A 25270-nucleotide genomic window follows, 5' to 3' on the forward strand; every position below is an offset into this window, starting at 1 on the left:
ATCGCCTCGCGCACATAAATACAGGAAAACGGCGCCCGTGCGATGCACAAGCCGCACCGACGGCACGCTCGCCCCCGCCATTCACAGCGCGCGCCCGCCCCCCGGCGATATTGACAGCGGGGGCGGCGGCACCTTCCCTCGCCCATTGCCCTGCCAGGAGGCGGTTGAAGGGCCACACGGGGAAGAACGCATGCTGGACGACGACCCACTCTATAACGACGCAGCGCTGGTTGGGTTCTACGATGCCGAGAATGATTGGGGCGCCGACCGCAGCTTCTGCGCCGACCTTGCCCGCGGGGTTGGCTCGGTGCTCGATCTCGGCTGCGGGACCGGGGCGTTTCTGGCGGGGCTGGCCAATCCCGTCCGCGTCGGCGTCGATCCGGCGGCCGCGATGCTCGACGTAGCCCGGGCCCGCCCGGGCACGGAGGGCGTCGAGTGGATCGCCGCCGATGCCCGCACGCTACGCCTTGGCCGGCAGTTCGATCTCATCGTGCTGACCGGCCACGCCTTCCAGGTGTTCCTCACCGATGACGACCAGCGCGCCGCCCTCGCCACCCTCGCCGAACACCTGGCGCCGGGCGGGCGCTTCATCTTCGACAGCCGCAACCCGGCCGTCCGCGAATGGGAGGAGTGGCAGCCGCAGAATTCGCGGCGGGAGTTCGATCACCCCGCCCATGGCCGGATCGAGGCGTGGAACACCGCACGTTGCGACGAGCTCTCGGGCATCGTCACCTACGGCACCTATTATCGCCTGGACGACGGGCGCACCCTCTCCGCGCAGAGCCGCATCCGCTTCACCCCGAAGACCGATCTTGAACGGCGAATCACCCAGGCCGGATTGAGCGTGCAGCGCTGGCTGGGCGATTGGAACGGCGGACCGGTCGAGGCGGCGTCCCCCGAGTTCATTCCCCTCGGCGGCCTTGCTCCGCCGGTGTGAGCCATCCCTGATGACGGCGCCGGCCGCGCGTGCCAAAAGGCGTCGTCGCGCCGGCCCGGCGCTGTTCGGATCCGCCGCATGCGTTCCTCTGTCGTCACCTCAGGCATCGTCGCCGCCCTTGTCGGCTTTGGCGGCACGCTCACCCTTATTGTCGCGGCGGCGCAGGCGCTCGGCGCCACGCCGGGACAGATCACCTCGGGCGTCATCGGCCTGTGCCTGTCGATGGCGGCGACCTCGGCCTGGCTCGGCTGGCGCCACCGCATGCCGATCATCACCGCCTGGACCACGCCCGGCGCGGCGCTGATCGCCGCCTCGCACGGCCTCACCATCGAGCCGGCGGTGGGCGCGTTCATCGTTGCCGGCGCGCTGATCCTCGTCACCGCCGCCGTGAAGCCGCTGGGCGCGCTGGTGCAGCGCCTGCCGGTGGCGATCGCCGCTGCCATGCTGGCGGGCGTGCTGTTCCGCTTCTGCACCGGCGTGTTCGCCGCCGGGCAGACCGACCCGTTGCTCGTGCTGCCACTGGTGCTGCTGTTCCTGGTGGCGCGGCGGATCAGCCCCTTCGGCGCCGTGCTGGCGGTGCTGGTGCTCGGCATCGCGCTGGCCTTCATTCTCGGCCGGGTCGGCCCGCTGCCTGACGGCGTGCCATGGCCGACGGTTGAACTGATCGTGCCGCACTTCGACCTGCAGGCGATGATCGGCGTCGGCATCCCGCTTTACATCGTCACCATGGCCTCGCAGAACCTGCCCGGCCTCGCCGTGCTGCAGGCGGCCGGCTACAAGCCGCCGGCGCCCTCGATCCTCGCCTCCACCGCCATCGCCTCGCTGATAACCGCGCCCATCGGCTCGCTGACCAGCAATCTCGCCGCCATCACCGCCTCGATCTGCACCGGGCCGGACACCCATCCCGACCCGGCCAAGCGCTGGCTGGCGACGCCGTTCTATGCGCTGAGCTATGTCGTGCTCGCCGGCTTCGGTGCCGGCGCTGTGGCGCTGATCGCCGCCCTGCCGCGCGAACTGGTGGCCACCTTCGCCGGGCTCGCTCTGCTCGGTCCGCTGGTGAATGCGCTGGCCTCGGCGATGGGCGACGTCGCCAAGCGCTTTCCCGCCGTGCTGACGCTGGCGGTCACCGCCTCGGGCCTGTCGCTGTTCGGCCTCGGCTCAGCCTTCTGGGGGCTGGCCGCCGGCCTCACCGCGCTGGGCATCGAGCATGCCGGGCGCCGGGCCTGAGGCCGCAGCGTGCGGGGGAAAGCCGCCCGCGACCTTGCCCGCCGCGCCATAAGCAGCTAAGCCGCCAGCATTCCGAGAGGGCATGAGATGAGCGGTACGGACAAGGGCCTCAGCTATCGCGATGCGGGCGTCGACATCGACGCCGGCAACCGGCTGGTCGATCTCATCAAGCCGCTGGTCAAGGCGACCCGCCGGCCGGGCGCCGATGCCGACATTGGCGGCTTCGGCGGGGTGTTCGATCCCAAGGCCGCCGGCTTCAAGGACCCGCTCATCGTCGCCACCACCGATGGCGTCGGCACCAAGCTGAAGATCGCCATTGAGACCGGCCGGCACGGCACCATCGGCATCGACCTCGTCGCCATGTGCGTCAACGATCTCGTGGTGCAGGGCGCCGAGCCGCTGTTCTTCCTCGACTATTTCGCCACCGGCAAGCTGGCCCCCGAGGTCGGCGCCACCATCGTCGCCGGCATCGCCCGTGGCTGCGTCGAGGCCGGCTGCGCGCTGATCGGCGGCGAGACGGCTGAAATGCCGGGCATGTATGCGGAAGGCGACTACGATCTCGCCGGCTTCTCGGTCGGCGCGGTGGAGCGCGGCGAACTGCTGCCCTCGCCCAATGTGCGCCCCGGCGACGTGCTGCTCGGCCTCGCCTCGTCAGGCGTGCATTCCAACGGCTATTCGCTGGTGCGCCGCATCGTCGAGCTGTCCGGCCTCGCCTGGGATTCGCCCGCCCCCTTCGCCCGCGGCCTCACTTTGGGCGAGGCGCTGCTCATCCCCACCCGGCTCTATGTGAAGTCGGCGCTCAGTGCCATCCGCTCCACCGGCAAGGTGAAGGCGCTCGCCCACATCACCGGCGGCGGCCTCACCGAGAACCTGCCGCGCGTGCTGCCCAAGCACACGATCGGCCGCATCGACCTTGACGGGCTGCACCTTCCCCCGGTGTTCCGCTGGCTGGCGCAGACCGGCAATGTGGCGCCGGAAGAAATGCTGCGCGCCTTCAATTGCGGCATCGGCATGGTGGTGGTCTGCGCCCCGGAAGACGCCGAGACCGTGGCCGACGCTTTCGCCGAGGGTGGCGAGGAAGTGGTGCATCTCGGCGTCATCGAGCCCGGCGAGGGCGCGGCGCACACCGTCTATGACGGCACGCTCACCCTCGACACGCCGCTCTGAGCCGGACGGCGCCATGACCAAACCCCGCGTGGCCGTCCTCATCTCCGGGCGCGGCTCCAACATGATGTCGCTGATCGAGGCCGCCGCCGTGCCGGACTTTCCGGCCGAGATCGCGGTGGTGATTTCCAACCGCCCGGACGCGCATGGCCTTGCCCGCGCGCAGGCCTGCAACATCCCGACCCGCGTGGTCGACCACAAGGCCCATGCCGACCGCGCCGCGTTCGACGCCGCGCTGGACGCGGTGCTGGCGGAGGAGCAGGCCGATCTCGTCTGCCTCGCCGGCTTCCTGCGCCTGCTCACCGGCCCGTTCGTGGAGAAGTGGACGGGGCGGATGCTCAACATCCACCCGGCCCTGCTGCCGAGCTTCAAGGGCCTGCACACCCATGAGCGCGCGCTGGCCGAGGGCGTGCGCATCCATGGCTGCACCGTGCATTTCGTCACGCCGGAAATGGATGTCGGCCCCATCCTCATTCAGGCCGCCGTGCCGGTGCTGGACGGTGACACGCCCGACACGCTCGGCGCCCGGGTGCTGGCGCAGGAGCATCTGATCTACCCCGCCGCGCTGCGCCTCGTCGCCGATGGCCGCGCCCGGCTGGTGGAGGGCCGCGTCGCCCTCGACGAGTTCACCCTCGCCCCGCCGGCGCTGGTCGTGCCCCCGGTCGGCTGAGCGCCTAAGCGATTCCCACCGCCCGCAGCGTCGGCGCGGCGTGCGCCACCTCGTCGAGCGGGGCGATCGATACCTGCATGTCCGTCATGACAGCGTCGCCATAGATAGTGGCGAAGGCGGCATCCGCCGCGTCGCGGCCGACGCCGATCCGCACCAGCCCCTGCAGCGCCGCCTTGCGGGTGGGATCGAACACATACCAGGCGCCGTCGAGATAGCACTCGAACACGGCGTGAAAGTCCGGCGGGTCGAGCTGCCAGGCATAGGAACTGGCGAAGCGCGAGGGGATCGACAAAGCGCGGCAGAAGGCGATGCCGAGATGGGCGAAATCCCGGCACACCCCGGCGCGCTGCACCATCGTGTCATAGGCCGAGGTTTCGGAATTGGTGCTGCCGCTGAGATACTCCACATTGTCGTAGATCCAGTTGCAGATCGCCGTCACCCGCTCATGGCCGGGCGGCAGGCCGCCGAACTGGTGATAGGCGAAGCGCCCGAGCTGGTCGGACTGGCAGTAGCGGCTGGGGTTGAGGAACGGCACCACCGCCAGCGGCAGCTCCGCCACCGGCGTCTCGCTGACATGGGAGGGGTCGGCATCGAGCATCGCCAGCTCGACCGTCGCGTCATAGGCGACCTCGAACCGGCCCGGCTCCACCACCACGCGCACCAGCCGCGTGCCGCCCGCCAGATCATGCCTTTCCAGCGCGAAGGCGGGGGTGAGCCGCAGCGATTCCGACAGAATCGTCTGGTGGCGCAGCGCCGCCGCCTCGATGTTGAGGATGAAGACGGCCCTGTCGCGCACCTCATAGGCGAGCCGGGAGGCGACGTTGAATCTCATGGGGCGGTTCCGCTGCGAGGAGAGATGTCGATATGACGCCGACAGGGTCGATCGGTTCCCCTCAGTTACCACCTCTTGGGTCGTAAATTTGCGACAGCGGCGCATTTCGCGGCCGAGGCGGCGCTGCCCTCCCCTCTTCCGGCCACCATCGCGTGCGCTCCCGGCGTGACCCGTGCCAACGCAGGCCATGCAAGCGGCCGCCCTTAATGGCCGCCCGGCCAGCGGGCTCTCAGTTCGCGCTGCACCCTTAGAAGCCCATCGATGCCCTCAGGCACGTAGTAGGCGAGTTCGTCATCCATGTTGTGGGGATAACCGGTCAGGTTGTTCAGCGTGTCGAGCACAGCGAGCCTGAAGTCCCGCAAGTCCATCTCTGGCTCAGGCCAGCCCACATAGACGCGCCGCAACGTCGCTCTATCGATGCCGAATATCGTGGAGAACTCTATTTCGGGGAAGAAGTCGCCCTCAGTCGCGGCTTTTACCGCACGGCCGACCATATCGACATCCTCGGGCGACAGCATATCCCTGATCTTCGGCATGTCGCCTCTCAACAACGTACCAAACGCTCTACCGGAGCAGCCTCAAGGACGGGAGACCAAACCGTGGAAAACGCAAACCTGAATCGGATATGCAAACTTCTATACGATGCCTTCATAGAAATCCGCATGGCGTCCCGCGAAGGCGACAACAACATTAGCTTCTGGCTGGCGGACCTGCTCCACATAGGCCCCCTCGCCATTGCGAAAGAAGCAGCCGCCGGCAGCGATTTCAGCGACACACTTCGCACCATCCTGCAGCGTGCCGACGAGCGCGGAATACGTTCGTGGGTGGACACCCGCCTGGCGACGACCGCTGCCGGAGAGCGCCCGGAGTAAAACCGGCCGCCCCCCTCACGCCCTCCCGATCCGCACCCTATTGTCGTGCAGCGCCGCGCCGCCGGCGGGGGCGACGGGGTCGGCGCCGGTGAGGCTGTTAATGCCGCGCCCGCCTTCATGCGCGCGGTTCGGCCAGATCGATTCCGCCACCACCACGCCGCGCCGCAGCCCGTCGAACAGGCGGGCATGCAGCAACACCTCGCCGCGCGCGCTGGCCACCGAGAGCAGGTCGCCTTCCTCCACGCCAAGGCCGGCGGCGTCCTCGGGGTGGAGCAGCAGTTCCGGCCGCTTCTCGCGCGCAATCGAGCCCTCGGTCTCGGTGAAGGTGGAGTTGAGGAAGGAGCGCGCCGGCGCGGTGACGAGGCGGAACGGGTAGTCTTCATTCGCCTCCTCGATCACAGCCCAATGGTCCGGCCATTGCGGCATGTCGCGATACGGCCCGAACTTGCCCGGCGAGGTGAAGCGCGAATGCGCCCAGTCCGGCTTCAGCCGGAATTTTCCGTCCGGCCAGTTGAAGCCCTTCACATAATGGGCGGTGGCGAAATCCGGCTGCACATCGAGGAAGCGCTTTTCCTCCAGTTCGTCCACCGTGCCGCGCCCCTTCGCCTGCAGCAGCCAGTCGACATGTTGGCGCGGGCTCATGGCGAAACCCTCATGCGCGGCGCCGAGGCGCTGCGCCAGCGCGCCGATCACCTCGTGATTGGTCCGGCACTCGCCCGGCGGCTCCACCAGCTTGGGGCCAAGAATGACATATTGATTGCCGCCGCCCTGATAGAGGTCGTCATGCTCGGTGAACATGGTCGCCGGCAGCACGATGTCGGCCATGCCAGCCGTTTCGGTCATGAACTGCTCATGCACGGCGACGAACAGGTCGTCCCGCGCGAATCCCCGCCGCACCGTCTCCTGGTCGGGCGCGATGGAGACCGGGTTGGTGTTCTGGATCAGCATCGCGGTGACCGGCGGCCCGCCGAGCAGCGCTTCGGCGTCGCCGGCGAGGATGTCGCCGATGCGCGACTGGTCGAGCTCGCGCGCCGTGGTGGGGATATCCAGCCCCTCCACCATGCGCTTGTTCCAGCCATAGATGGCGCTGTTGGAATGGAAGGCGCCGCCGCCCTCATGCTTCCAGGCGCCTGTTATGGTCGGGATGCAGCTCACCGCATGCATCGCCACCGCGCCATTGCGCGAGCGGGTGAAGCCATAGCCGGCACGGATGAAGGTTCTCGGCGTCCGCCCGATGGCGTGGGCGAAGGCCTCGATCTCATCAGCTGGCAGGCCGGTGATGTCAGCCGCCCATTCCGGCGTGCGGGTGGCCAGATGCGCCTCCAGCCCGGCCGGGTCGTCGGCGAAGGCGGCGAGATAGGCACGGTCGGCCAGCCCGTCGCGGAACAGCACATGCATCACCGCGCAGGCCAGTGCACCATCCGTGCCGGGGCGGATCAGGATCGGAAGGTCGGCCTGTTCCATGGTCGGCGAGCGGTAGACATCGACCACGGCGATCTTCGCCCCACGTTCCTTGCGGGCGCGGATGGCGTGGGTCATCACATTGATCTGGGTCGCGACCGGGTTGGTGCCCCAGATCACCACAAGGTCGCTCTTGGCCATTTCGCGCGGGTCCGGCCCGGCGAGCTTGCCGGTGCCGGCGAGAAAGCCGCTCCAGGCCGGGTTGACGCAGATGCTTGAGAAGAAGCGCGAATAGCCCTTGGCGCGGGTCAGGCGGTTGATGCCGTCGCGCATCACCAGTCCCATCGTGCCGGCATAGTAATAGGGCCAGACCGCTTCCGGCCCGTGCCGCTTTTCCGCCTCGCGAAACTGGTGGGCGATCTCGTCCAGCGCCTCGTCCCAGCCGATCGGGGCGAAGGCGCCCTCACCTTTCGCCCCCATACGGCGCAGCGGCCGGGTCAGCCGGTCGGGGTGGTTGGCCCGCTCGGCATAGCGCGCGACCTTGGCGCAGATGACACCGGCGGTGAAGCTGTTGTCGCGCGAGCCGCGCACGCGGCCGATGCGCCCCTCCGCCACCTCGATCTCCAGCGCGCAGGTGGAGGGGCAGTCATGCGGGCAGGCGGAAAAGCCGGTACGGACAGGCGAGATGTGCTGATTCATGAAAAAGGCGCTCCGCCATTATCCTAGCGGAGCGCCTCGATTTTTACACCTGTGCGGTCAGGCTCAGTGCGCGGTTGCCTCGCCGCGGCGGCTCTTCACGATCCAGCCGAAGCTGATGACGAAGATCGCGCCGACCACGGCCGCGAGATAATGCGGGATGGCGGAGGGCTTGAGGCCGACCGGGTCCTCGGGGTCGGCGATCACGTCGACCAGCCACGGGGCCATGCCCTGCATGGTCTCCAGCACCACCTTGTCGCTCACCAGCATCTCGCCGGCGATCCAGCCGAGCAGCGCGGCGCCGAACCAGATCAGGATCGGGAAGCGCGAGATCAGCTTGAGGATCAGCTGCGAGCCGAACACGATCAGCGGGATGGTGAGCAGCAGGCCGAAGATGAACAGTTCGGCATGGCCGCGCGCCGCGGCGGCAATCGCCACCACATTGTCGAGGCTCATCACCGCGTCGGCGATGGCGATGGTGCGAACGGCCTTCCACAGGCTGTCGGCGCCTTCGACATGATGGCCCTCGGCGCCCTCGTCGAGCACCAGCTTGATGGCGATCCAGAACAGCAGCACGCCGCCGACCACCTTCAGGAACGGCACGCCGAGCATGTAGGAGACCACGAGGGCGAAGACGATGCGCAGACCCACCGCCGCGCCAGCGCCGAGCAGAATGCCCCATTTGCGCTGCTTCTCGGGCAGCGAGCGGCAGGCCAGCGCGATGACCACGGCATTGTCGCCGGAAAGCAGCAGGTCGATCCAGATGATCTGGAGCAGCGCCACCCAGAAGATCGGGCTTGAGAAATCCATCGTGTCCTCTCCGAGGGTCGGAATCCAAAGGTCAGGTAGGAACGCCCGGCCCACCGGCGGCAGTTCTGGAATACATTATTAAGTACGCCAGAACGCTCCGCTCAATCGGAAGCGCCCGCGACGGGTGAGGTCGCGGGCGCCGGTGGGAGGGAGTCCCGATTCGATCAGGTGCCGCGCGGCCCCGCCGCATGCGGACCCTTCAGCCGGGAAAGGGCCCAGCCCGTGCCGAGCACGATCACCGCACCGGCCGCCGCCGCCGCGTATTCGTAATGGTGGACCACGGCTTCGCCGAAATAGTCCAGCACCTTGATGTCCGACACGAACATCTCGCCCGCGACCCAGCCCAGCAGCGCCGCACCGGCCCACACCAGGAAGGGGAAGCGCGCCAGCAGGCCCATGATCAGCGCCGCGCCGGCAATGATCATCGGGATGGAAATGACCAGGCCGATGATGATCAGCGTCCAGTTGCCATCAGCGACCGCGGCGATGGCGACGACATTGTCGAGGCTCATCACCAGATCGGCGACCGCAATGGTGCCGACCGCGCGCCACAGATTGTCATGCGCGGCGACGCCGCCTTCCTCGCCCTCTTCCGGCAGCACGAGGTCGACCGCGATATACATCAGCGCCAGCGCACCGACGATGCGCAGCCAGGGCAGGCCCAGCAGCACGGCGATGATGGCGGTGAACACGATACGCATACCGACCGCGACGGCGGCGCCGAGCACCATGCCGGTGCGGCGCATCTTGTCGGGCAGCGAGCGGCAGGCCATGGCGATGACGACGGCGTTGTCGCCGGAAAGCAGGACGTTGATCCAGATGATTTTGAGAAGTGCTAGCCAGAAGAGCGGCTCAAGATAATCCATGTGGTCATTCCCTCACCTCCCGCCCGGATGCGGGCGGGACTCCAGTCAGTTGTTTCGGCGTTGGCGCGCCATTTTTTCTGGTGAGGCAAGAGGAGGTGGCTCCGGCGGGCCCACTCCCGGGCGCTCTTGGCGCGCCATTAAACGGCATCCCCGCTGCGGGCCACTTCTCCATGGCCGGACCCCCGCAGCGCCCATCTAGGGAACATACATAATAATCCATGCGGTGGCCAAGCCCGAATACCGCATTTTGCCAATTATCGTTGCTGCGAACGCTTACTCTACGCTGCTTCGCACAAAGAAACACCCCGCCCGGCAAGCCGGACGGGGTGTAACGCTGCCGAGGTCGGACGGCGCGAAGGTCAGCCGACGATCTCGTTACCGGCGAAGAACTGCGCGATCTCGATCTGCGCATTCTCCAGGCTGTCGGAGCCATGGGCCGAATTCTCGCCGACCGACAGGGCGAATTCCTTGCGGATGGTGCCTTCCGCCGCATTGGCCGGGTTGGTGGCGCCCATCACTTCGCGATACTTGGCGACGGCGTCCTCGCCTTCCAGCACCTGCACGACGATCGGCTCGGAGATCATGAAGTCCACGAGCTCGCCGAAGAAGGGGCGCTCCTTGTGGACGCCATAGAAGGTCTCGGCCTGGGCGCGGGTGAGGAGCATGCGCTTCTGCGCGACGATGCGCAGGCCGGCCTTCTCGATGGTGGCGTTGATCGCGCCGGTGAGATTGCGACGGGTGGCGTCGGGCTTGATGATGGAGAAAGTGCGCTCGAGCGCCATGACGTGCTTCCTGAAAATACAAGGGGGCGAAAGGTTCGCAGCGGCTTATAGCGGCGCCTCCGCCTGCGGACAAGAGAAGCGCGGGCGGCGTTTTCGACAAGCAAGCGTCCACCCTGTGGGCGGATCGTTCGGATAAGAAACCCACGCCTTGCGGCGGAACCCTCGCGCGCTCATTTGTTTAGCAACAGAGCGGCCGGTGCCGCAGCCCAGGATGTTCGCCCATGAAGAAGTGTGTTGTCGCCGCGTTGGCTCTGGCGGCGGTTCTTGTCGGCCTTCTCGCCCTGCCCTTCCTGCCCGTCGCCGACGCGACGACCGACCCCTCCCGGCAGCCGGCCGGCTACAAGACCTGCTTCCTGGAGCGTCGTGCCGTGTTCTCCGAGGGGGCGCCGCGCTGGGTGAAGGAAACCCGCTGCGTATTCGCCGAATAATCGCGCGATCACGACTTGATGATCGCCTCTTGGAACTTCGCCGGGAGTTCGCACGTTAAGGGTGTGTTAACGGACGGAATGAGGCGAATACGGATGAACGAACGCGAAACGTTTCGTTCCGCCGGGCCGGCCACGAAGAGTGGCGGCGCGGTACCCGGAGTTTCGTGCCTCGCGTTTCCTTCCGCAGTCGTGAGCGACGCAATGACGATGTGAATTCCGGTGGGTCATCCACCGGCAGGTGGATGAGGTGCCGAGATGTACAAGGCCATTGCCATCAGTGCTGTTGCCGCCATCATGGGGTTTACCGCCCTGTTCGTGGGTGCGGCCGACGCCACCGGTTATTTCAAGCGCCAGCTGCCGGTAGCGACTGTGGAAATTCCGGTCGAGCAGATTGCCGGTGACTGCGTGATGCAGTCGCGCTGGGTCAGTGATGCCGGCCGCATGGTCGAGGTCGAGCGTCCCGTCTGCTACTAAGGCACCCCTTCTCGATCGGCCCGGGCAGGTTCGGCTGATGCGCTTTTCCTGCTTCGTTGTGACTGGTCATTTTTGCCGGGTCTGTTTGGCCTCATCGGCCTGACACTCCACCTCACTGCACTCACTCGCCACTCGTTTCACAAGGTTAGGCTCGCGGCATCCCCACTCCCCCAAGCCCCAACGCGAGCCCATCAGCCCCGGCTTCTCCCCCAAGGAGCCGGGGCACTTTTTTGTCCGCGCCGCCCCGGCGCTCAAGATGAACAACAGCCAACGGCCCGTTCAGCGCCCGTTGTCCATCCCCCTGCAATATAAGCACATTCCGGCAACGGATAGCCGACGGCACCCGCCGTTCCCGCCGACCCGGCGGAGGCCCGACGCAAACGCCCCGCTCCTGCTTCCCGCAGGGCCGGGGCGTTTCCTTGTGCGGCTTCAGTGGTCAGCCGCGCGCGCGGTGATGGCTTCCATCACCACTGCGAATTGGTCAGCGCCCGTGCGGCAATGCATAATGCCGTCAATGGCTTGGCGCCCTCAGAGGGCAAGGGCCGGCGCCACGGAGACCGCTAGGGATGACGACCGACACACCATCCGAGACCCGTTTCGAGGCCCTCATCACCCTCCGCTACCGCGATTTCGCCGCCTATAATGAATGGGCCAATCGGCGCCTCTACGCCGCCGCCGCCCAGCTGAGCGAGGCCCAGTACCGCGCCGATGGCGGCGCCTTTTTCGGCTCGGTGCATGGCACGCTGAACCACATTCTGGTCGCCGACCGTTTGTGGCTGCGCCGGATCACCGGCAGCGGCGAAGAGCCCGCCGGCCTCGACGCCATCCTGTTCGAAACACTGGCGGAATTGACGCCGGCCCGCGCGGCGGAAGATGCGCGCATCGCGGCCTATGTCGGCGGCCTCGACGCCTCCACGCTGGCCGGTGACCTCACCTATACCAATGTCGCCGGCACCCGCTTCACCCAGACTCTGGCGCCCGTTCTCGACCATGTGTTCAACCACCAGACCCACCATCGCGGCCAGGTTCATTGTCTTATCAGCGGGTTACTCGGTAAATCCGCGGCGCCCTCGCTCGACCTGATCGCCTTCCAGCGCGAAAACGGCGCTTCCCGCCAGATCTGAAGGGCGGCGGAAACCGCCGTCTCTCTTGCCCGGCGGCGCGTGGCGCGGCACAAGACGGGCATGATCATCCTCGACGACATTTCGCTCCGCATTGCCGGCCGGCTTCTCATCGACCACGCCTCGGTAGCGCTGCCGGAAGGCGCGCGGATCGGCCTTGTCGGCCGCAACGGCACCGGCAAGACCACGCTGTTCCGCGCCATCACCGGCGATCTGGAACTGGAGAGCGGCGACATCCGCATTCCCACGGCGGCCCGCATCGGTCAGGTGGCGCAGGAGGCCCCTGCAGGCCCCGAGAAGCTGATCGACGTGGTGCTCGCGGCCGACACTGAGCGTGCCAAGCTCTTGGCGGAACGCGAGAATGCCACGGATCCCGCGCGCATTGCCGAGATCGAGCTGCGCCTTGTCGACATCGACGCCCACGCCGCCCCGGCCCGTGCCGCGCGCATCCTCGCCGGCCTCGGCTTCGACGATGAAGCCCAGCAGCGCCCCTGTTCGGAATTCTCCGGCGGCTGGCGCATGCGGGTGGCGCTCGCCGCCCTGCTCTTTGCCGAGCCGGACCTGCTGCTGCTGGACGAACCGACCAATTACCTCGACCTCGAAGGCACGCTGTGGCTGCAGGACTTCCTCGCCCGCTATCCCCGCACCGTGCTCATCGTCAGCCATGATCGGGAATTGCTCAACGAATCCGTGGGGTTCATCCTGCATCTCGACCAGGGAAAGCTCACACTCTGGCGCGGCGGCTATGATTCCTTCGAACGGCAGCGGTCCGAAAAGCTGGTGGTCGACCAGAAGGCGCGGGCGAAGCAGGAAGCCAAGCGCAAGCATATGGAAGCCTTTGTCGAGCGCTTCCGCGCCAAGGCGACCAAAGCCAAGCAGGCTCAGTCCCGGCTAAAAGCGCTGGCCCGCATGGCACCGATCGCCGAGGCCACCAGCGAGCAGGCGGCGGCGATCTCGATCCGCCATCCCGAGCGCATTCCCTCGCCGCCCATCCTCACCCTCGATGGCGTGTCGGCCGGTTATGAGCCGGGAAAGCCGATCCTGCGCGGGCTGACGCTGCGCATCGACCATGACGATCGCATCGCCCTCCTCGGCCCGAACGGAAACGGCAAGTCCACGTTTGCAAAGCTGATTTCCGGCCGGCTGGCGCCGCTGGGCGGAACGATGGTGCGGGCTGCCGGACTGGAAATCGCCTATCTCGCCCAGCACCAGCTGGACGAACTGGTCGCCGATGAGACGGTCTATGACCATGTGCGCCGGCTGATGCCGGAGGCGCCGGAGGCCAAGGTGCGCGCGCGCGCGGCGGAAATGGGCTTTTCCGGGCCCACGGCCAATACCACGATCGCGGCGCTGTCCGGCGGCGAGAAGGCGCGGCTGCTGCTCGGCCTTGCCGCCTTTCACGGGCCGCATCTGCTCATTCTGGACGAACCGACCAACCATCTCGACATCGCCGCCCGGCAGGCATTGACCGAGGCGATCAACGATTTTCCTGGCGCCGTCATCCTCATCAGTCACGATCGTACCCTGCTAGACGCCTCCGCCGAACGGTTGTGGCTGGTGGCGGAGGGGACGGTGCGTCCCTATGACGGCGATCTCGACGAGTACCAGAAGCTTGTCGTCGGTCGCAGCGCGTCGTCCTCGCGTAAGGAGGCTTCCGGTACCCGGGCCGACGAGCGGCGGCAGGCGGCCGACCGGCGCACGGAGACGGCTCCGCTACGCAAGCGGATCAAGGAGCTGGAGGCGGCGATGGTCAAGCTCGAGCGCAGTATCGCCACGCTCGATGCCAAGCTCGCCGACGACACGCTCTATACGCGGGCGCCGCTGGAGGCCCAGCGTCTTGCCCGGGAGCGGACGGTAGCGGCCGAAACTCTCGCCAAGGCGGAAGAAGACTGGCTGCACGCTTCCGCCAGCCTCGATGAGGCGACCACGTCCTAGGCGCTGAGCCACCACCATACCGAAATCCCGGCTGGGCGGTACGGAGTCCCTTGGGGGAGCCGCAAGCCGTTGCGCGGACAAATGTCGAGACCCAGTCCCGGCCTAAAACTCTTCGGCTCCGCGCTTCCCCATTCCCCAATCAGCCATTTTCAGCCCGGCAGCACGAAGGCACGCGCCGGTGCCTGAAGGCGCGTCGTTTCGAAGGCCACCCCAAAAGCAAAAAGCCCCGGCACAAGGCCGGGGCTTTCCGTAGAGCCGATCTCAGAAGAGATCAGAACTTGCGCTTGGCCGAGAAGGTCACGCGGTTCTGCGTGGCTTCGGCGGAGTAAGCGAGCGGGGTGACCGGACCATAGAGGTAGTCCGAGCCCTGGTATTCGGCGCTCAGGTAGTCGTACTGGAGGACGAGGGTCAGGCCCTTGACCGGGATCCAGCCGATGTTGACGCCGACGTTGTAGCCGGTGAAGTCGGTGGAGGCGATGCCGTCGATGCCATCGTCTTCGCCGAGAAGGTCGTAACCAACCGAGAAGTTGTCGCTCTGGGTGTAGCTGCCGACCAGGGTGGTGAACACCGAGGGGGTCCAGTAGTGGATCAGAGCGCCGCCGACGTACCAGCCGGAAACCGCATTGCCGAACGCGTCGACGACCGGGATGGTGCCGGCGAGGCCGAGATAGCCCGGAGCGCCCGAGGAGTAAGCGCCTTCGACGTACAGGGTGGTGGTCTCAGCGAAGTCGAAGCGCACGCCGGCGAGGACGGCCCAGCCGGAGTCATCGTTGCTGTTGAAGAGAGCAACGTCTTCATCCGGACCAACGAGCGGGTTCCAGTCGCCGATCTGGTGCCAGGCACCCGACAGCTTGAACGCGCCCCACGTGCCTTCATAGGCAATGTTGGCGACGATATCGGGAACCTGCTGACCGCTCAGCTCAGAGAAGTTCGCGAACTCGTCTTCACGGCCGTAGGAGTCTTCGAGGGCGATGGTCGCCGAGAAGCCGTTGCCGAAGTCAGCGGTGTACTGGATGACGTTCAGCGTGGCGTCCGAATAGTACGAACCCGGCTGAATGCCCTGCCAGCCGTCGCCGGCCCAGAAGTCGAACGCCGAAGTGGCCATACCGAAGGTGAAGCCAGCGAACTGGATGTAGCCATACTTCAGGACAGCCTGGTTACGCGCACCATCGCTGAAGCTGAAGTCACCGGTCGTGATCTGCTGACCGAAGCCGTAATCTTCACCCGCATTGAAGCGGCCTTCGAAGTACGAACGCAGGGTGCCGTATTCGGTCTGCGTGCGGGCGTCGAGCTGAACGCCAACGCGGGTCAGGAAGTAGCTCTGGCCATCCGGATCATCGGAGACCGAGGCGTAGCCGAGCGGAGTGGCAACGCTCGCCTTGAAGTCGATGTCGGTGTAGTAGGTGTCGGCCGTCACGTAGCCGCCGACCTTGAGGCAGGTGTCGGTGCCGGGGATGTAATAGAAGCCCGCGCCGTAGGTGGAGCAGATCTTCACATATTCCGCAGCCTTCGCCTTCACAGGCAGATCGGCCGCCGCAGCAGTCCCGACCATAGCAAGCCCGGCAACCGAACCGAGCAGCACATTCTTAATGACCGTCTTCAATTTCATTCTCCCCCAAATTGGACCAATGTTGGGTTTTCAATTGTCAGGACCCGCCGCACGGCGCGGCACCCACAGCGATACTGTTCGAAACCACCGGGCGGTGCAAAGCCAAAGTGGTACCAAAGGGCCCCTCTTGCCCATTCCGCAACGAAGTGTTGCCATCGAGACACAATTTTCACGCCACCCCATTCCTGAGCGGGACCCGTCCCCGCCTCGCGAAAAGCGTTGGTAAATCAGGGATTAACGGGTGCGTATGAGAGGACGGGCGCGGCAATTGTGGCACGAGGCGCCTTTGCGGGGCCCCAATCAGCGCCGCTGCCAGCGCCCCTCGGCGTCCTGCTGCCAGTAGGTCACCTCGTGCCCGCCGGCACGCGCGTCGCGCCAGGCCTGCCGAACAGGTGCGACGGCGTCGGAATCGTTGCCGTCAAACAGGTGGATCACCCGCTGATAGGCGCCGGGATCGAGAATCGCGGCGCCGTCGATCAGGAAGCGGACGACGGCGCCGTTGGGATTTGATTCGTCAGTCGTGAGGAGAATCGGCTGGCGCGCAGGCTCGGCCTGGCGGTCGGTGCCATGCGGCAGGAACGAACTCTCGTCATAGGTCCAGAGGAGAGTATCCAGCGCCTCGACCCGCTCCGGGGAGGTCGTCTGCACCGCGCACCGCCATCCCCGCTCCAGGCATTTCTCCAGGAGCTGGGGCAAGGCGGCGTCGAGCGGCCGGCTTTGCAGGTGATAGAAGAACACTTCGCTCATGAAACGCGCTCCCTATCCCTGCCCGCGCGGCCGCCGGAAAGCGGGCGTCACGATTCGTAGTGACGCGCCACCAGATCGTCGAGCAGGCGCACGCCCCAGCCCGAACCCCAGCTGCGGTTGAACTCGGTGGCGGGCGAGGACATGGCGGTGCCGGCAATGTCGAGATGCGCCCACGGCACGTCGCCGACGAAGCGTTGGATGAACTGCGCGGCGGTGATCGAGCCGCCGAAGCGCCCGCCGGTGTTCTTCATGTCAGCGAACTTCGAATCGATGAGCTTGTCGTAGTCGGCGGAAAGCGGCAGGCGCCACACCTTCTCGCCCGTCGTCAGCCCGGAATCGGTCAGCCGTTCGGCCAGCGAGTCGTTGTTGGAGAACAGGCCCGCATGCTCGGTGCCGAGAGCGACGATGATGGCGCCGGTAAGCGTGGCGAGGTCCACCATGAATTGCGGCTTGAAGCGCTCCTTGGCGTACCAGAGCACATCGCCAAGCACGAGCCGGCCCTCGGCGTCGGTATTGATGATCTCGATGGTCTGGCCGGACATCGAGGTGACGATGTCGCCCGGGCGCTGCGCCTTGCCATCGGGCATGTTCTCGACGAGGCCGATCAGGCCCACCACATTGGCCTTCGCCTTACGGCTCGCCAGTGCGTGCATTAGGCCGACGACGCAGGCGGCGCCTGCCATGTCGCCCTTCATGTCCTCCATGCCGGCGGCCTGCTTGATCGAGATGCCGCCGGTGTCGAACACGACGCCCTTGCCGACAAAGGCCACCGGCGCCTCGCCGGCCTTGCCGCCGTTCCAGCGCATCACCACGACGCGGCTCTCCTCGCCGGAGCCCTGGCCGACGCCGAGCAGCGCGCCCATGCCGAGCTTCTTCAGGTCCTTCTCGCCCAGCACCTCGACATCGACGCCGACCTTGGCGAGGTCGCCGGCGCGCTTGGCGAATTCGGTGGGGGTGAGCACATTGGCCGGCTCGTTCACCAGATCACGGGCGATCACCACGCCCTCACCGATGCCCTCGCGCTTCTTCCACGCCCGCTTGGCCGCGGCATCGTCCTCTATATAAAGAGTCACCTTCGGCTTCGCCGTCGCTTCATCCGGGTTCTTTTTCGTCTTGTAGCGGTCGAAGGCATAGGCGCGCAGACGCAGGCCAAGCGCCAGCTCGGCGGCCGCCTCGCCCGGCACCTCGCCGCCCGGCAGCGCCAGGACCACGTTCACATCCTTGGCTGAGGCCGGCAGGCGGCCCATGATCGCCCCGCCGAGCTTGAGCCAGTCGAAGGTCTTAAGGTTGGCCGCCTTGCCGACGCCCATGACGATGAGGCGGGACGCGTCGAGCCCCGTCGGCGCCAGGATCTCGAGCCCCTTGCCGGTTTTTCCGGTGAAGCGATCCGCCTGCATCGCGCGCGCGACGAGGGATGCGGCCGGCGCCAGAAGCGCGTCGACGGACGGCGCGAAGGCCGGTGCCTCCCCCTCTGCCGGCTCGGCTGCGAGGAGGACGACGAGCCCTTCAAGAGTGGCCGGCAACTTGGCAAAACTGATCTTTACATGGTCGGGCATCGGGGCACCTTGATTGGACGCGGCTCTGTTCGTCTCTCTTTAGCCGAATGCGCGACGGGGGACGAGCCTCAAACGGGCCTCGGGGTCAACGCAGCTCCGCCCGATTTGCGCCGGAACGCTCAGCCAATTATGCATCGTGCGCAAGCATGGCCACGCCGGGGCAGCGGGCAGTCACCGACAGGGATCAGGATACGCCGCTCGATGAACCGCCTGGATCGCTATGTGTTCCGCTCGGCCGCCACGGCCTTTCTCGGAACGCTGCTGGTACTTACCGCTATGATCTGGGTGACGCAGGCCCTGCGCGAGCTCGACATCATGACCTCGCAGGGCCAGACGATTCTTGCGTTCGTGGTCATCACCGCCCTCGCCTTGCCCGCCCTCATCCTCGGCCTCGCGCCAGCGGCGCTCTTCATGGCGGTGGCGCAGACGCTTTTCCGCATGAACAGCGATTCTGAAATCGTGGTGGCGAGCGCGGCCGGAATCTCAACCTGGCGCTTCCTACGCCCACTGGTCATTCTCGCGGTGGTGGTGGCCGCGTGCTGCGCCGCGCTTTCGATCGAAATCGTGCCGGCGGCCATGCGCCAGTTCCGCTATGAGATTACCAGGGTGCGCGCAGATGTCGTCGCGTTCATCGCCCAGCCGGGCCGGTTCACCACACTGTCGCAGGGCATGGTGTTCCATGTGCGCGAGCGCAATGCCAACGGCGTGTTGGGCGGCATCTTCATAAACGATGCGCGCGACCCCAAGGAAGTGAACACCTATCTTGCCGAGCGCGGCCAAGTGATCGACTCCGCCGAGGGCACGTTCCTGGTTCTCGAAGAGGGCGCCATCCACCGGCGAACTCCCGGCAAGGCGGACAGCAATGTCGTCGAGTTCCAGCGCTATGCTTTCGATCTGTCGCCCTTCACCAATAGCGGCGAGCCGACCGTCTATCGTGCGCCCGAGCGGCCCTTCCACGACCTGTGGAGCCCCGACCCGAAGGATCTGGTGGTCAAGATCGAAGGGACGGGACGTTTCACCGAGGAGCTTCATCGACGCCTGTCGCTACCGCTCTATGTGCTTGCCTTCTTCGCGATCGCCTGTGCGGCGCTGGCGGAGCCGCGCACCACGCGCGAGGGGCGAGGCCTGGCGCTGGCCGGCACAGCACCCTTCATCATCTTCCTTCAGATCACGAGCTTCGGGCTGATCAACCAGGTCCGCAGCGAACCCGCCCTTATCCCCGTGGTCTATCTTGTGCCGACCCTGTTCATCATCGGTGCGATGGCCTCGCTGAGCGGGCGTTTCAAGCCGCGCATGCCGGAAGCGATTCGCATAAGGATCGATCGCCTCGCCCAGCGCGTCGTACGCGCCACCGTGAACTGAGCCGCCGATGCGCGATCACGAAGAAATCACCGCCAGCGGAGCGTCGACATGATCGGGCGCACGCTGGGATTCTATTTCGGGCGGCGGTTCATCACCTCGGTGATGGGCATTTTTTTCGGCTGCGCCAGCCTGATCATGCTCATCGACCTGCTCGAATTGTCCCGTCGCGTCGGCGAGCGGGATGTCGACTTCGGCACGCTGCTGCTGCTTGTGTTCTACCGCATGCCGTTCTTCACCGAGCAGTTGCTGCCCTTCGCCGTGCTGTTCGGCGCGATCGGGACCTTCCTCACGCTATCGCGGCGGCTTGAATTGGTCGTGGCGCGCGCGGCCGGCATTTCGGCCTGGCAGTTCATCGCCCCTGCGGCGCTGATCGCCCTCGCGCTGGGTACGTTTTCAACAACCGTCTACAATCCGGTTTCGGCCGTGTTCAAGGAGCGGGCAAGCCGGCTGGAAGCCGAGATCTTCAACCGTCAAACTGGCCTGTTCGCGGCAGGTCGCAGTGGCTTCTGGCTCCGCCAGCAGAGCGTTGACGGGCAGGCCATCATCCAGGCGGCAGCCACCAGCGATGGCGGGCGCGAGCTCACCGGCGTCAACGTCTTCCTCTTCGACACGCACGACAAACTGCTGGAGCGGATCGAGGCCCGCCGCGCCGTGCTCGATCCCGGCGCCTGGCGGCTGGAAAATGCGCGCGTATTAACTCCTGCAATAGGTTTGCAGGAGTACGACGTGTACATGCTGGCCACCAATCTCACGCCCAATCAGGTGCAAGAATCGCTGCAAAGCGAGACCGTGCCGTTCTGGGATCTGCCCGCCGCCATCGATGCCGCGACTCGGGTCGGATTTGGTGCGGAACGCTACCGGCTGCAATATCAAAGCCTGCTGGCGCGACCCGCGCTGCTGCTGGCGATGGTGCTCATTGCCGCCTCGGTGAGCCTGCGCGTGTTCCGGTTCGGCGGCATCGGCCAGACGATTCTCGGTGGCGTCGCGGCCGGCTTTCTGCTTTATGTTTTCACCAAGCTCGCCGAGGACCTCGGTGAGGCCGGGATTGTGCATCCCATTATAGCAGCGTGGTTTCCAGCGGGCGTAGGAGCATTGATGGGCATTCTCATCCTGCTTCACCGGGAGGACGGATGAAGGTCGGCAACGTGATAGCCGGCCAGGCAGATTCGGCGATCCCGCGACTGAGACGTCGCCTGCGCCGGTCTGTCTGTGCGTCGATTATCGGAGCAGGCTCCGTTGCGTTGGTCGCCTTCGGCCCGGCGACGTTTGCACATGCCCAAATGAATGCTGCCCAGACGAGTTCGTCTCCGGCGGCGGCGCAGCCAGCTGGCCTCGCTGGCGGCCTTGTCACGCGCCAGACCGATCCTAATGCGAAGATGCTCGTGACGGCGGACGAGCTTGTCTACGACAACACCCGCAACGAGGTGATCGCGGAAGGCAACGTCCAGATCTATTATGACGGCGCGGTCCTGGAAGCGCGACGAGTCGTCTATGACCGCACCGCCAACCGGCTGCGTGCCGAAGGGGGCGTGCGGCTGAAGGACAAGGATGGCACGGTCATCGCCGCCGACAACCTCGACCTGTCGCAGGACTTCAGCAACGGCTTCGTCAACTCGCTGCGCATCGATTCGCCCGACGACATGCATTTCGTCGCCGCCCGCGCCGACCGCGAGAATGGCGACACGACCGTCCTGACCAGTGGCGCCTACACGCCCTGCGAACCCTGTAAGGAAAATCCGCAGAAGCCGCCGATGTGGCAGGTGAAGGCCGCAAAGATCATCCATAAAGAAAAGGAACAGATGATCTATTTCGAGGATGCCAGGATTGAGTTCCTCGGCATCCCGATCGCGTGGGTTCCCTATCTCGAAGCGCCCGATCCGACGGTGAAGCGCAAGTCCGGCTTCCTGATCCCGCAATTCGTGAGCACTTCCGAGATCGGCTACGGCGCGACAATTCCCTATTTCTGGAACATCGCGCCCAATATGGACGTGACGTTCTCGCCGATGATCGTCTCCAAGCAGGGCGTACTGCTCGACGCTGAGTTCCGGCACCGGCTGGAAACGGGCAGCTACAGCATCCGCGCTGCGGGTATCGACCAGCAGGACAAGGGCGAGTTCCTTAACAGCAACGTCGTGGGGCCGCAGCCCGGCTACCGCGACCAGCGCGGTGTGGTCGAGACGCACGGCCGGTTCAACATCAACGAGAACTGGTATTGGGGCTGGGACGGCTGGCTGATGTCAGACCAAACCTTCCTCCAGGACTACAACCTTATCAACGCGACGACCCGTGAGGTCACCTCGCAGATCTACCTCGTCGGCCAGGGTGACCGCTCATATTTTGATCTGCGGGCGATGTATTTCACCGGCCTCACCTCCTATGACGTGGAAGGCCAGCAGCCGGTCATCCATCCCGTGCTCGACTACAGCAAAACGCTGGACGATTCGGTGTTCGGCGGGCAGTTCAGCTACGACATCAACTTCACCAGCCTGACGCGCAACGAGATCGACCTGCGGGCCACCTCAGCGGCCTACGCGCCTCTGGTTCCCGAATTCTACAACGGCCCGACCAATCAATGCGACCTGTCGCGGATTCCGCCGGGCACGAGCGTGCGGGATGCCTGCCTGATGCGCGGCATGGTGGGCAGCTATTCGCGCCTGTCGGGCGTCGTGGATTGGCGCCGGACCTTCATCGACACCGCCGGCCAGACCTGGACGCCGTTCTTCAACATGCAGCTCGACGTGGCCTCGGTGCAGGCCCAGGCGGCCGACGAGCCTTGGCTCGGAACCGGCGGCGACAACCAGCTGATCCGTGCCATGCCGGCGGTCGGCCTGGAATACCGCTACCCCTTCATCGCCGTGCAGAGCTGGGGCACGCAGACCATCGAGCCGATCGCCCAGGTCATCATCCGCCCGGACGAGACCGATATCGGCCAGTTCCCGAATGAAGACGCGCAGAGCCTGATCTTCGACGACACCAACCTGTTCGAGATCAGCAAATATTCCGGCTATGACCGCGTGGAAGGCGGCGGCCGCGCCAATGTGGGCATCCAGTACACTGCCAACTTCAACGATGGCGGCCAGATCAACGCCCTGTTCGGCCAGTCCTACCAGATCTTCGGCGTCAACTCCTACGCCAATTACGACATGGCCAATACGGGTGCCGAGTCCGGCCTTGAGGACGACGCCTCCGACTATGTCGCCCGTCTGTATTACCAGCCGACGGACAAGTTCTCGCTCATCAACCGCTTCCGCTTTGACAATGACGACTGGTCGGTCGAGCGCTATGAGGTCGAGGGCCGGGCGACTCTGAGCAAGCACCTCACCGTGTCCGCCCTTTACGGCCTCTACACGGCGCAGCCCCTGCTCGGCTATTATGAGGAGCGCGAAGGCATTCTCGGCACCGGCACACTGAAGCTGAACGAGAACTGGAACCTTCGGGCGGCCGCGCGCTACAATCTCAATCTCGACGAGATCGACTACACGATGTTCGGCATCTCCTATATCGACGAGTGCTTCGGCATCGCCCTCAGCTATCGTTCGGACTACACTGAAAGTGGAAATCGCGAGCGGGTCGATACGGTTCTTGTCACCTTCACGCTGAAGACGCTGGGCGAAGCCGGGTTCTCGACGCAGGTCGGATCGGCCAGCAGCAACGATTAGGCAGCGGCGTCGCATTGATGCCACATCCGCCGACGAGAACATCGCGGATCGGCGAGGACGCAGTGGAGCGAATTCCCTTCGTCTGACCGACAGGTAGAGTGGAGAGAAAATGCTCGGACGGTCTTGGATACGGGATGGCTGGCGCGCCGGTCGTCGTCGCGTCGTGGGACTGATCACCCCCGCGCTGGTTCTCGGCTGCGCGGTCGTCGCCGTCATCACGCTTCCGCCCGCGCCCGCCAAAGCCCAGCAGATACTCGTCCTGGTGCAGGGGCAGCCCATCACCAGCTTCGATGTCTCCCAGCGCATCAAGCTTGCCCAGCTCACCGAGCGCCGGAATCTCTCGCAGAAGGAAGCGCTGGAAGAGCTGATCGACCAGCGTCTGAAGATTGTCACTGCCGAGCGGTTCGGTGTCACCGCCGACAAGGACGAGATCGAGAAGATGTTCGCCCGCATGGGTAGCCGAAGCGGCCGCTCGCCGGAGCAGCTGACCCAGGCGCTGGCGCAGTCCGGCCTCGACGCCAGCATGCTCAAGACGAAGATGCGGGCCGACTATGTCTGGAACAACTATGTCCGCGGCCGTTTCTCCTCTGCCGCGACGATCCGCGATTCCGACGTGTTCGCGGCGCTGGAGTCGAAGGGCGAGGACCTGACCCGCGCCCAGCGCACCACCGAGTATACAGTGCGCCAGATCGTCCTCGTGGTGGGCCGCACGGCCAATCCCGGCGAGCGTTCGCAGCGCATGGCGGAGGCCAACAGCCTGCGCAAGCAGTTCACCGATTGCGAAACGGGTGTCCAGACCGCCCGCGCCATGCGCGAAACCGTGGTCCGAGATCCGGTCATCCGCACCTCGGCCGACATGAGCGCGCCGGTACGCAAGGTCATGGACGATACGCCGGTCGGCCAGATGACCGCGCCGGAAGTCACCCGCGCCGGCATAGAGATGATCGCCATCTGCAATCGGCGCGAGGTGGTCGGCGAAAGCGCGCAGAAGCGCGAGGTCCGTACCGAGCTTGAGAACAAGCAGTTCGACGCGGTCTCCAAGAAGCTGCTGGACGATGCCCGCAAGTCCGCCATGATCCAGTATCGCTGATCGGCCGATGGCACGCCCTTCGCCTGTTTTGGCACTGACCTTGGGCGAGCCGGCCGGCATCGGTCCCGACATCACCCTCGCGGCCTGGCTCATGCGCGACGCACGGGCTTTGCCACCCTTCTTCGTGACCGGCGATGCCGGCCTGCTCCGTCGCCGGGCCGAAGCTCTCGGCCTCGCCGTGCCCTTGCGGGAATGCACGCCCGAAGACGCCGCTGCATGGTTTCCCACCGCCCTGCCCGTCGTTCCAGCCGGCCCGGCGGCGACCGCTGCCGCGGGCGAGCCGAATGCCTCCAGCGCACCTGCCGCCTGTGCGGCGATTGACAGCGCCGTGGCGCTGGTAAAGGCCGGGCGTGCGGCGGCGGTAGTGACAAACCCGATCTCCAAGGCCGTCCTGTATGCCGATGGCTTTGCCTTTCCCGGTCACACCGAGTATCTCGCCTATCTCGCAGGCCCGCCGGCGCGACGCCCGGTAATGATGATCTGGTCGCCCGACCTCGCCGTCGTCCCCGCCACGATCCATGTGCCTCTCGCCGACGTGCCGCGCCTGTTCACCCGCGAGCTGCTCATCGAAACCGCCCGCATCACCGCTCATGACCTGAGGCATCGCTTCGGCATCGGAGCCCCCCGCCTCGCCATCTGCGGACTGAACCCGCATGCGGGCGAGGACGGCACGCTCGGGCGCGAGGACGAGGACGTAACCCGCCCCGCCGTGGCGGCGCTGCGGCAGGAGGGGATCGATGCGCGCGGGCCGCTGCCGGCGGACACGCTTTTCCATCCCGCCGCCCGCGCGACGTATGATGCCGCCATCGGCGCTTATCACGACCAGGTCCTGGCGCCGGCCAAGGCCCTCGCCTTCGATCGCGCCGTCAACGTCACCCTGGGGCTGCCTTTCATACGTACCTCGCCGGACCATGGCACGGCATTCGCCCTCGCCGGCACCGGGCGTGCCGATCCCTCCAGCCTGATCGAGGCGCTGCTTCTGGCGCACCGGCTCAGCGCGCGCGATGCCGCGCGGGCGGAAGGCTGAGGCCA

23 protein-coding genes are annotated in these 25270 nt (G+C 66.0%); 14 read left to right on the top strand and 9 right to left on the bottom strand.

Translation table 11 applies throughout. From position 1 onward, the window contains the following. Positions 1–190: 190 nt before the first annotated feature. The 4 genes from J2S76_RS10660 to purN all read left to right on the top strand — a co-directional run bounded on the left by J2S76_RS10660 (position 191) and on the right by purN (position 3998). Positions 191–937, top strand: a complete 747-nt coding sequence (locus tag J2S76_RS10660; RefSeq protein WP_307060275.1) for a class I SAM-dependent methyltransferase — start codon at positions 191–193, stop codon at positions 935–937. A gap of 78 nt (positions 938–1015) precedes the next feature. After that, positions 1016–2164 carry a benzoate/H(+) symporter BenE family transporter gene (locus tag J2S76_RS10665; protein ID WP_307060277.1) on the top strand — a complete coding sequence of 383 codons (1149 nt, stop codon included), beginning with the start codon at positions 1016–1018 and terminating at the stop codon, positions 2162–2164. Between the two features lie 87 nt (positions 2165–2251). Then, entirely contained in the window at positions 2252–3331 is a 1080-nt protein-coding gene (gene purM / locus J2S76_RS10670) for a phosphoribosylformylglycinamidine cyclo-ligase (RefSeq protein ID WP_307060279.1), read from the top strand. 13 nt (positions 3332–3344) lie between these two features. Then, positions 3345–3998 carry a phosphoribosylglycinamide formyltransferase gene (gene purN, locus J2S76_RS10675; protein ID WP_307060281.1) on the top strand — a complete coding sequence of 218 codons (654 nt, stop codon included), beginning with the start codon at positions 3345–3347 and terminating at the stop codon, positions 3996–3998. Between the two features lie 4 nt (positions 3999–4002). Here purN and J2S76_RS10680 read toward each other — a convergent pair whose 3' ends face one another. Both J2S76_RS10680 and J2S76_RS10685 read right to left on the bottom strand, forming a co-directional pair. Continuing rightward, positions 4003–4830: a transglutaminase-like domain-containing protein gene (locus J2S76_RS10680; protein ID WP_307060283.1), complete on the bottom strand. Its 828-nt coding sequence runs from the start codon at positions 4828–4830 to the stop codon at positions 4003–4005. 203 nt (positions 4831–5033) lie between these two features. Further along, complete coding sequence (locus J2S76_RS10685) at positions 5034–5366, bottom strand: hypothetical protein (RefSeq protein ID WP_307060285.1); 333 nt, start codon at positions 5364–5366, stop codon at positions 5034–5036. A 63-nt stretch (positions 5367–5429) separates the two neighbouring features. Here J2S76_RS10685 and J2S76_RS10690 point away from each other — a divergent pair, with 63 nt between their 5' ends. Further along, a complete protein-coding gene (locus J2S76_RS10690) occupies positions 5430–5702 on the top strand; it encodes a hypothetical protein (RefSeq protein ID WP_307060287.1) in 273 nt (90 codons plus the stop codon). A 15-nt stretch (positions 5703–5717) separates the two neighbouring features. On the opposite strand, the gene J2S76_RS10695 is transcribed toward J2S76_RS10690, so the two are convergent. From J2S76_RS10695 to ndk, 4 genes are all read right to left on the bottom strand, one after another. Continuing rightward, positions 5718–7802, bottom strand: coding sequence for a molybdopterin-containing oxidoreductase family protein (locus J2S76_RS10695; protein WP_307060289.1), 2085 nt, complete (start codon positions 7800–7802; stop codon positions 5718–5720). 63 nt (positions 7803–7865) lie between these two features. Beyond that, positions 7866–8609: a TerC family protein gene (locus J2S76_RS10700; RefSeq protein WP_307060292.1), complete on the bottom strand. Its 744-nt coding sequence runs from the start codon at positions 8607–8609 to the stop codon at positions 7866–7868. A gap of 164 nt (positions 8610–8773) precedes the next feature. Further along, positions 8774–9475, bottom strand: coding sequence for a TerC family protein (locus J2S76_RS10705; RefSeq protein WP_307060294.1), 702 nt, complete (start codon positions 9473–9475; stop codon positions 8774–8776). 359 nt (positions 9476–9834) lie between these two features. Continuing rightward, positions 9835–10257: a nucleoside-diphosphate kinase gene (ndk, locus tag J2S76_RS10710; RefSeq protein ID WP_018390338.1), complete on the bottom strand. Its 423-nt coding sequence runs from the start codon at positions 10255–10257 to the stop codon at positions 9835–9837. A 221-nt stretch (positions 10258–10478) separates the two neighbouring features. On the opposite strand from ndk, the gene J2S76_RS10715 reads away from it, so the two are divergent. The 4 genes from J2S76_RS10715 to J2S76_RS10730 all read left to right on the top strand — a co-directional run bounded on the left by J2S76_RS10715 (position 10479) and on the right by J2S76_RS10730 (position 14215). Continuing rightward, complete coding sequence (locus J2S76_RS10715; protein WP_307060296.1) at positions 10479–10685, top strand: hypothetical protein; 207 nt, start codon at positions 10479–10481, stop codon at positions 10683–10685. 255 nt (positions 10686–10940) lie between these two features. Next, positions 10941–11159 carry a hypothetical protein gene (locus J2S76_RS10720; RefSeq protein ID WP_307060298.1) on the top strand — a complete coding sequence of 73 codons (219 nt, stop codon included), beginning with the start codon at positions 10941–10943 and terminating at the stop codon, positions 11157–11159. A gap of 566 nt (positions 11160–11725) precedes the next feature. Then, positions 11726–12283, top strand: a complete 558-nt coding sequence (locus tag J2S76_RS10725) for a DinB family protein (RefSeq protein WP_307060300.1) — start codon at positions 11726–11728, stop codon at positions 12281–12283. Between the two features lie 60 nt (positions 12284–12343). After that, on the top strand, positions 12344–14215 hold the full coding sequence (locus J2S76_RS10730; protein WP_307060302.1) for an ABC-F family ATP-binding cassette domain-containing protein: 1872 nt from the start codon (positions 12344–12346) through the stop codon (positions 14213–14215). 271 nt (positions 14216–14486) lie between these two features. Here the strand turns inward: J2S76_RS10730 and J2S76_RS10735 are convergent, their stop codons facing one another. From J2S76_RS10735 to J2S76_RS10745, 3 genes are all read right to left on the bottom strand, one after another. Then, positions 14487–15824 carry a porin gene (locus tag J2S76_RS10735; RefSeq protein ID WP_307060304.1) on the bottom strand — a complete coding sequence of 446 codons (1338 nt, stop codon included), beginning with the start codon at positions 15822–15824 and terminating at the stop codon, positions 14487–14489. Between the two features lie 300 nt (positions 15825–16124). Further along, on the bottom strand, positions 16125–16571 hold the full coding sequence (locus J2S76_RS10740) for a DNA polymerase III subunit chi (protein ID WP_307060306.1): 447 nt from the start codon (positions 16569–16571) through the stop codon (positions 16125–16127). A 47-nt stretch (positions 16572–16618) separates the two neighbouring features. Further along, on the bottom strand, positions 16619–18127 hold the full coding sequence (locus tag J2S76_RS10745; RefSeq protein WP_307060309.1) for a leucyl aminopeptidase: 1509 nt from the start codon (positions 18125–18127) through the stop codon (positions 16619–16621). Between the two features lie 201 nt (positions 18128–18328). On the opposite strand from J2S76_RS10745, the gene lptF reads away from it, so the two are divergent. The 5 genes from lptF to pdxA all read left to right on the top strand — a co-directional run bounded on the left by lptF (position 18329) and on the right by pdxA (position 25265). Beyond that, on the top strand, positions 18329–19489 hold the full coding sequence (gene lptF, locus J2S76_RS10750; protein ID WP_307060311.1) for an LPS export ABC transporter permease LptF: 1161 nt from the start codon (positions 18329–18331) through the stop codon (positions 19487–19489). Positions 19490–19537: 48 nt separating this feature from the next. Beyond that, on the top strand, positions 19538–20623 hold the full coding sequence (gene lptG, locus J2S76_RS10755) for an LPS export ABC transporter permease LptG (protein ID WP_307060313.1): 1086 nt from the start codon (positions 19538–19540) through the stop codon (positions 20621–20623). A gap of 146 nt (positions 20624–20769) precedes the next feature. Beyond that, positions 20770–23148, top strand: a complete 2379-nt coding sequence (locus J2S76_RS10760) for an LPS-assembly protein LptD (protein WP_307060315.1) — start codon at positions 20770–20772, stop codon at positions 23146–23148. Between the two features lie 109 nt (positions 23149–23257). Continuing rightward, entirely contained in the window at positions 23258–24238 is a 981-nt protein-coding gene (locus J2S76_RS10765; protein ID WP_307060317.1) for a peptidylprolyl isomerase, read from the top strand. A 7-nt stretch (positions 24239–24245) separates the two neighbouring features. Beyond that, positions 24246–25265, top strand: coding sequence for a 4-hydroxythreonine-4-phosphate dehydrogenase PdxA (gene pdxA, locus J2S76_RS10770; RefSeq protein ID WP_307060319.1), 1020 nt, complete (start codon positions 24246–24248; stop codon positions 25263–25265). The last annotated feature ends 5 nt before the right edge of the window (positions 25266–25270 follow it).

The organism is Ancylobacter vacuolatus, assembly GCF_030813595.1.
Lineage (GTDB): Bacteria > Pseudomonadota > Alphaproteobacteria > Rhizobiales > Xanthobacteraceae > Ancylobacter > Ancylobacter vacuolatus.

What these genes read in the sequence shown, in the direction of transcription:
- J2S76_RS10665 (WP_307060277.1), top strand. Translation starts at nt 1,016, where the DNA reads ATGCGTTCCTCTGTCGTCACCTCAGGCATCGTCGCCGCCCTTGTCGGC.
- J2S76_RS10695 (WP_307060289.1), bottom strand. Translation starts at nt 7,802, where the DNA reads ATGAATCAGCACATCTCGCCTGTCCGTACCGGCTTTTCCGCCTGCCCG.
- lptG (WP_307060313.1), top strand. Translation starts at nt 19,538, where the DNA reads ATGATCGGGCGCACGCTGGGATTCTATTTCGGGCGGCGGTTCATCACC.
- J2S76_RS10715 (WP_307060296.1), top strand. Translation starts at nt 10,479, where the DNA reads ATGAAGAAGTGTGTTGTCGCCGCGTTGGCTCTGGCGGCGGTTCTTGTC.
- J2S76_RS10660 (WP_307060275.1), top strand. Translation starts at nt 191, where the DNA reads ATGCTGGACGACGACCCACTCTATAACGACGCAGCGCTGGTTGGGTTC.
- J2S76_RS10720 (WP_307060298.1), top strand. Translation starts at nt 10,941, where the DNA reads ATGTACAAGGCCATTGCCATCAGTGCTGTTGCCGCCATCATGGGGTTT.
- J2S76_RS10760 (WP_307060315.1), top strand. Translation starts at nt 20,770, where the DNA reads ATGAATGCTGCCCAGACGAGTTCGTCTCCGGCGGCGGCGCAGCCAGCT.
- ndk (WP_018390338.1), bottom strand. Translation starts at nt 10,257, where the DNA reads ATGGCGCTCGAGCGCACTTTCTCCATCATCAAGCCCGACGCCACCCGT.
- J2S76_RS10740 (WP_307060306.1), bottom strand. Translation starts at nt 16,571, where the DNA reads ATGAGCGAAGTGTTCTTCTATCACCTGCAAAGCCGGCCGCTCGACGCC.
- J2S76_RS10705 (WP_307060294.1), bottom strand. Translation starts at nt 9,475, where the DNA reads ATGGATTATCTTGAGCCGCTCTTCTGGCTAGCACTTCTCAAAATCATC.
- J2S76_RS10725 (WP_307060300.1), top strand. Translation starts at nt 11,726, where the DNA reads ATGACGACCGACACACCATCCGAGACCCGTTTCGAGGCCCTCATCACC.
- J2S76_RS10745 (WP_307060309.1), bottom strand. Translation starts at nt 18,127, where the DNA reads ATGCCCGACCATGTAAAGATCAGTTTTGCCAAGTTGCCGGCCACTCTT.
- pdxA (WP_307060319.1), top strand. Translation starts at nt 24,246, where the DNA reads ATGGCACGCCCTTCGCCTGTTTTGGCACTGACCTTGGGCGAGCCGGCC.
- purM (WP_307060279.1), top strand. Translation starts at nt 2,252, where the DNA reads ATGAGCGGTACGGACAAGGGCCTCAGCTATCGCGATGCGGGCGTCGAC.
- J2S76_RS10730 (WP_307060302.1), top strand. Translation starts at nt 12,344, where the DNA reads ATGATCATCCTCGACGACATTTCGCTCCGCATTGCCGGCCGGCTTCTC.
- lptF (WP_307060311.1), top strand. Translation starts at nt 18,329, where the DNA reads ATGAACCGCCTGGATCGCTATGTGTTCCGCTCGGCCGCCACGGCCTTT.
- purN (WP_307060281.1), top strand. Translation starts at nt 3,345, where the DNA reads ATGACCAAACCCCGCGTGGCCGTCCTCATCTCCGGGCGCGGCTCCAAC.
- J2S76_RS10680 (WP_307060283.1), bottom strand. Translation starts at nt 4,830, where the DNA reads ATGAGATTCAACGTCGCCTCCCGGCTCGCCTATGAGGTGCGCGACAGG.
- J2S76_RS10735 (WP_307060304.1), bottom strand. Translation starts at nt 15,824, where the DNA reads ATGAAATTGAAGACGGTCATTAAGAATGTGCTGCTCGGTTCGGTTGCC.
- J2S76_RS10765 (WP_307060317.1), top strand. Translation starts at nt 23,258, where the DNA reads ATGCTCGGACGGTCTTGGATACGGGATGGCTGGCGCGCCGGTCGTCGT.
- J2S76_RS10700 (WP_307060292.1), bottom strand. Translation starts at nt 8,609, where the DNA reads ATGGATTTCTCAAGCCCGATCTTCTGGGTGGCGCTGCTCCAGATCATC.
- J2S76_RS10685 (WP_307060285.1), bottom strand. Translation starts at nt 5,366, where the DNA reads ATGCCGAAGATCAGGGATATGCTGTCGCCCGAGGATGTCGATATGGTC.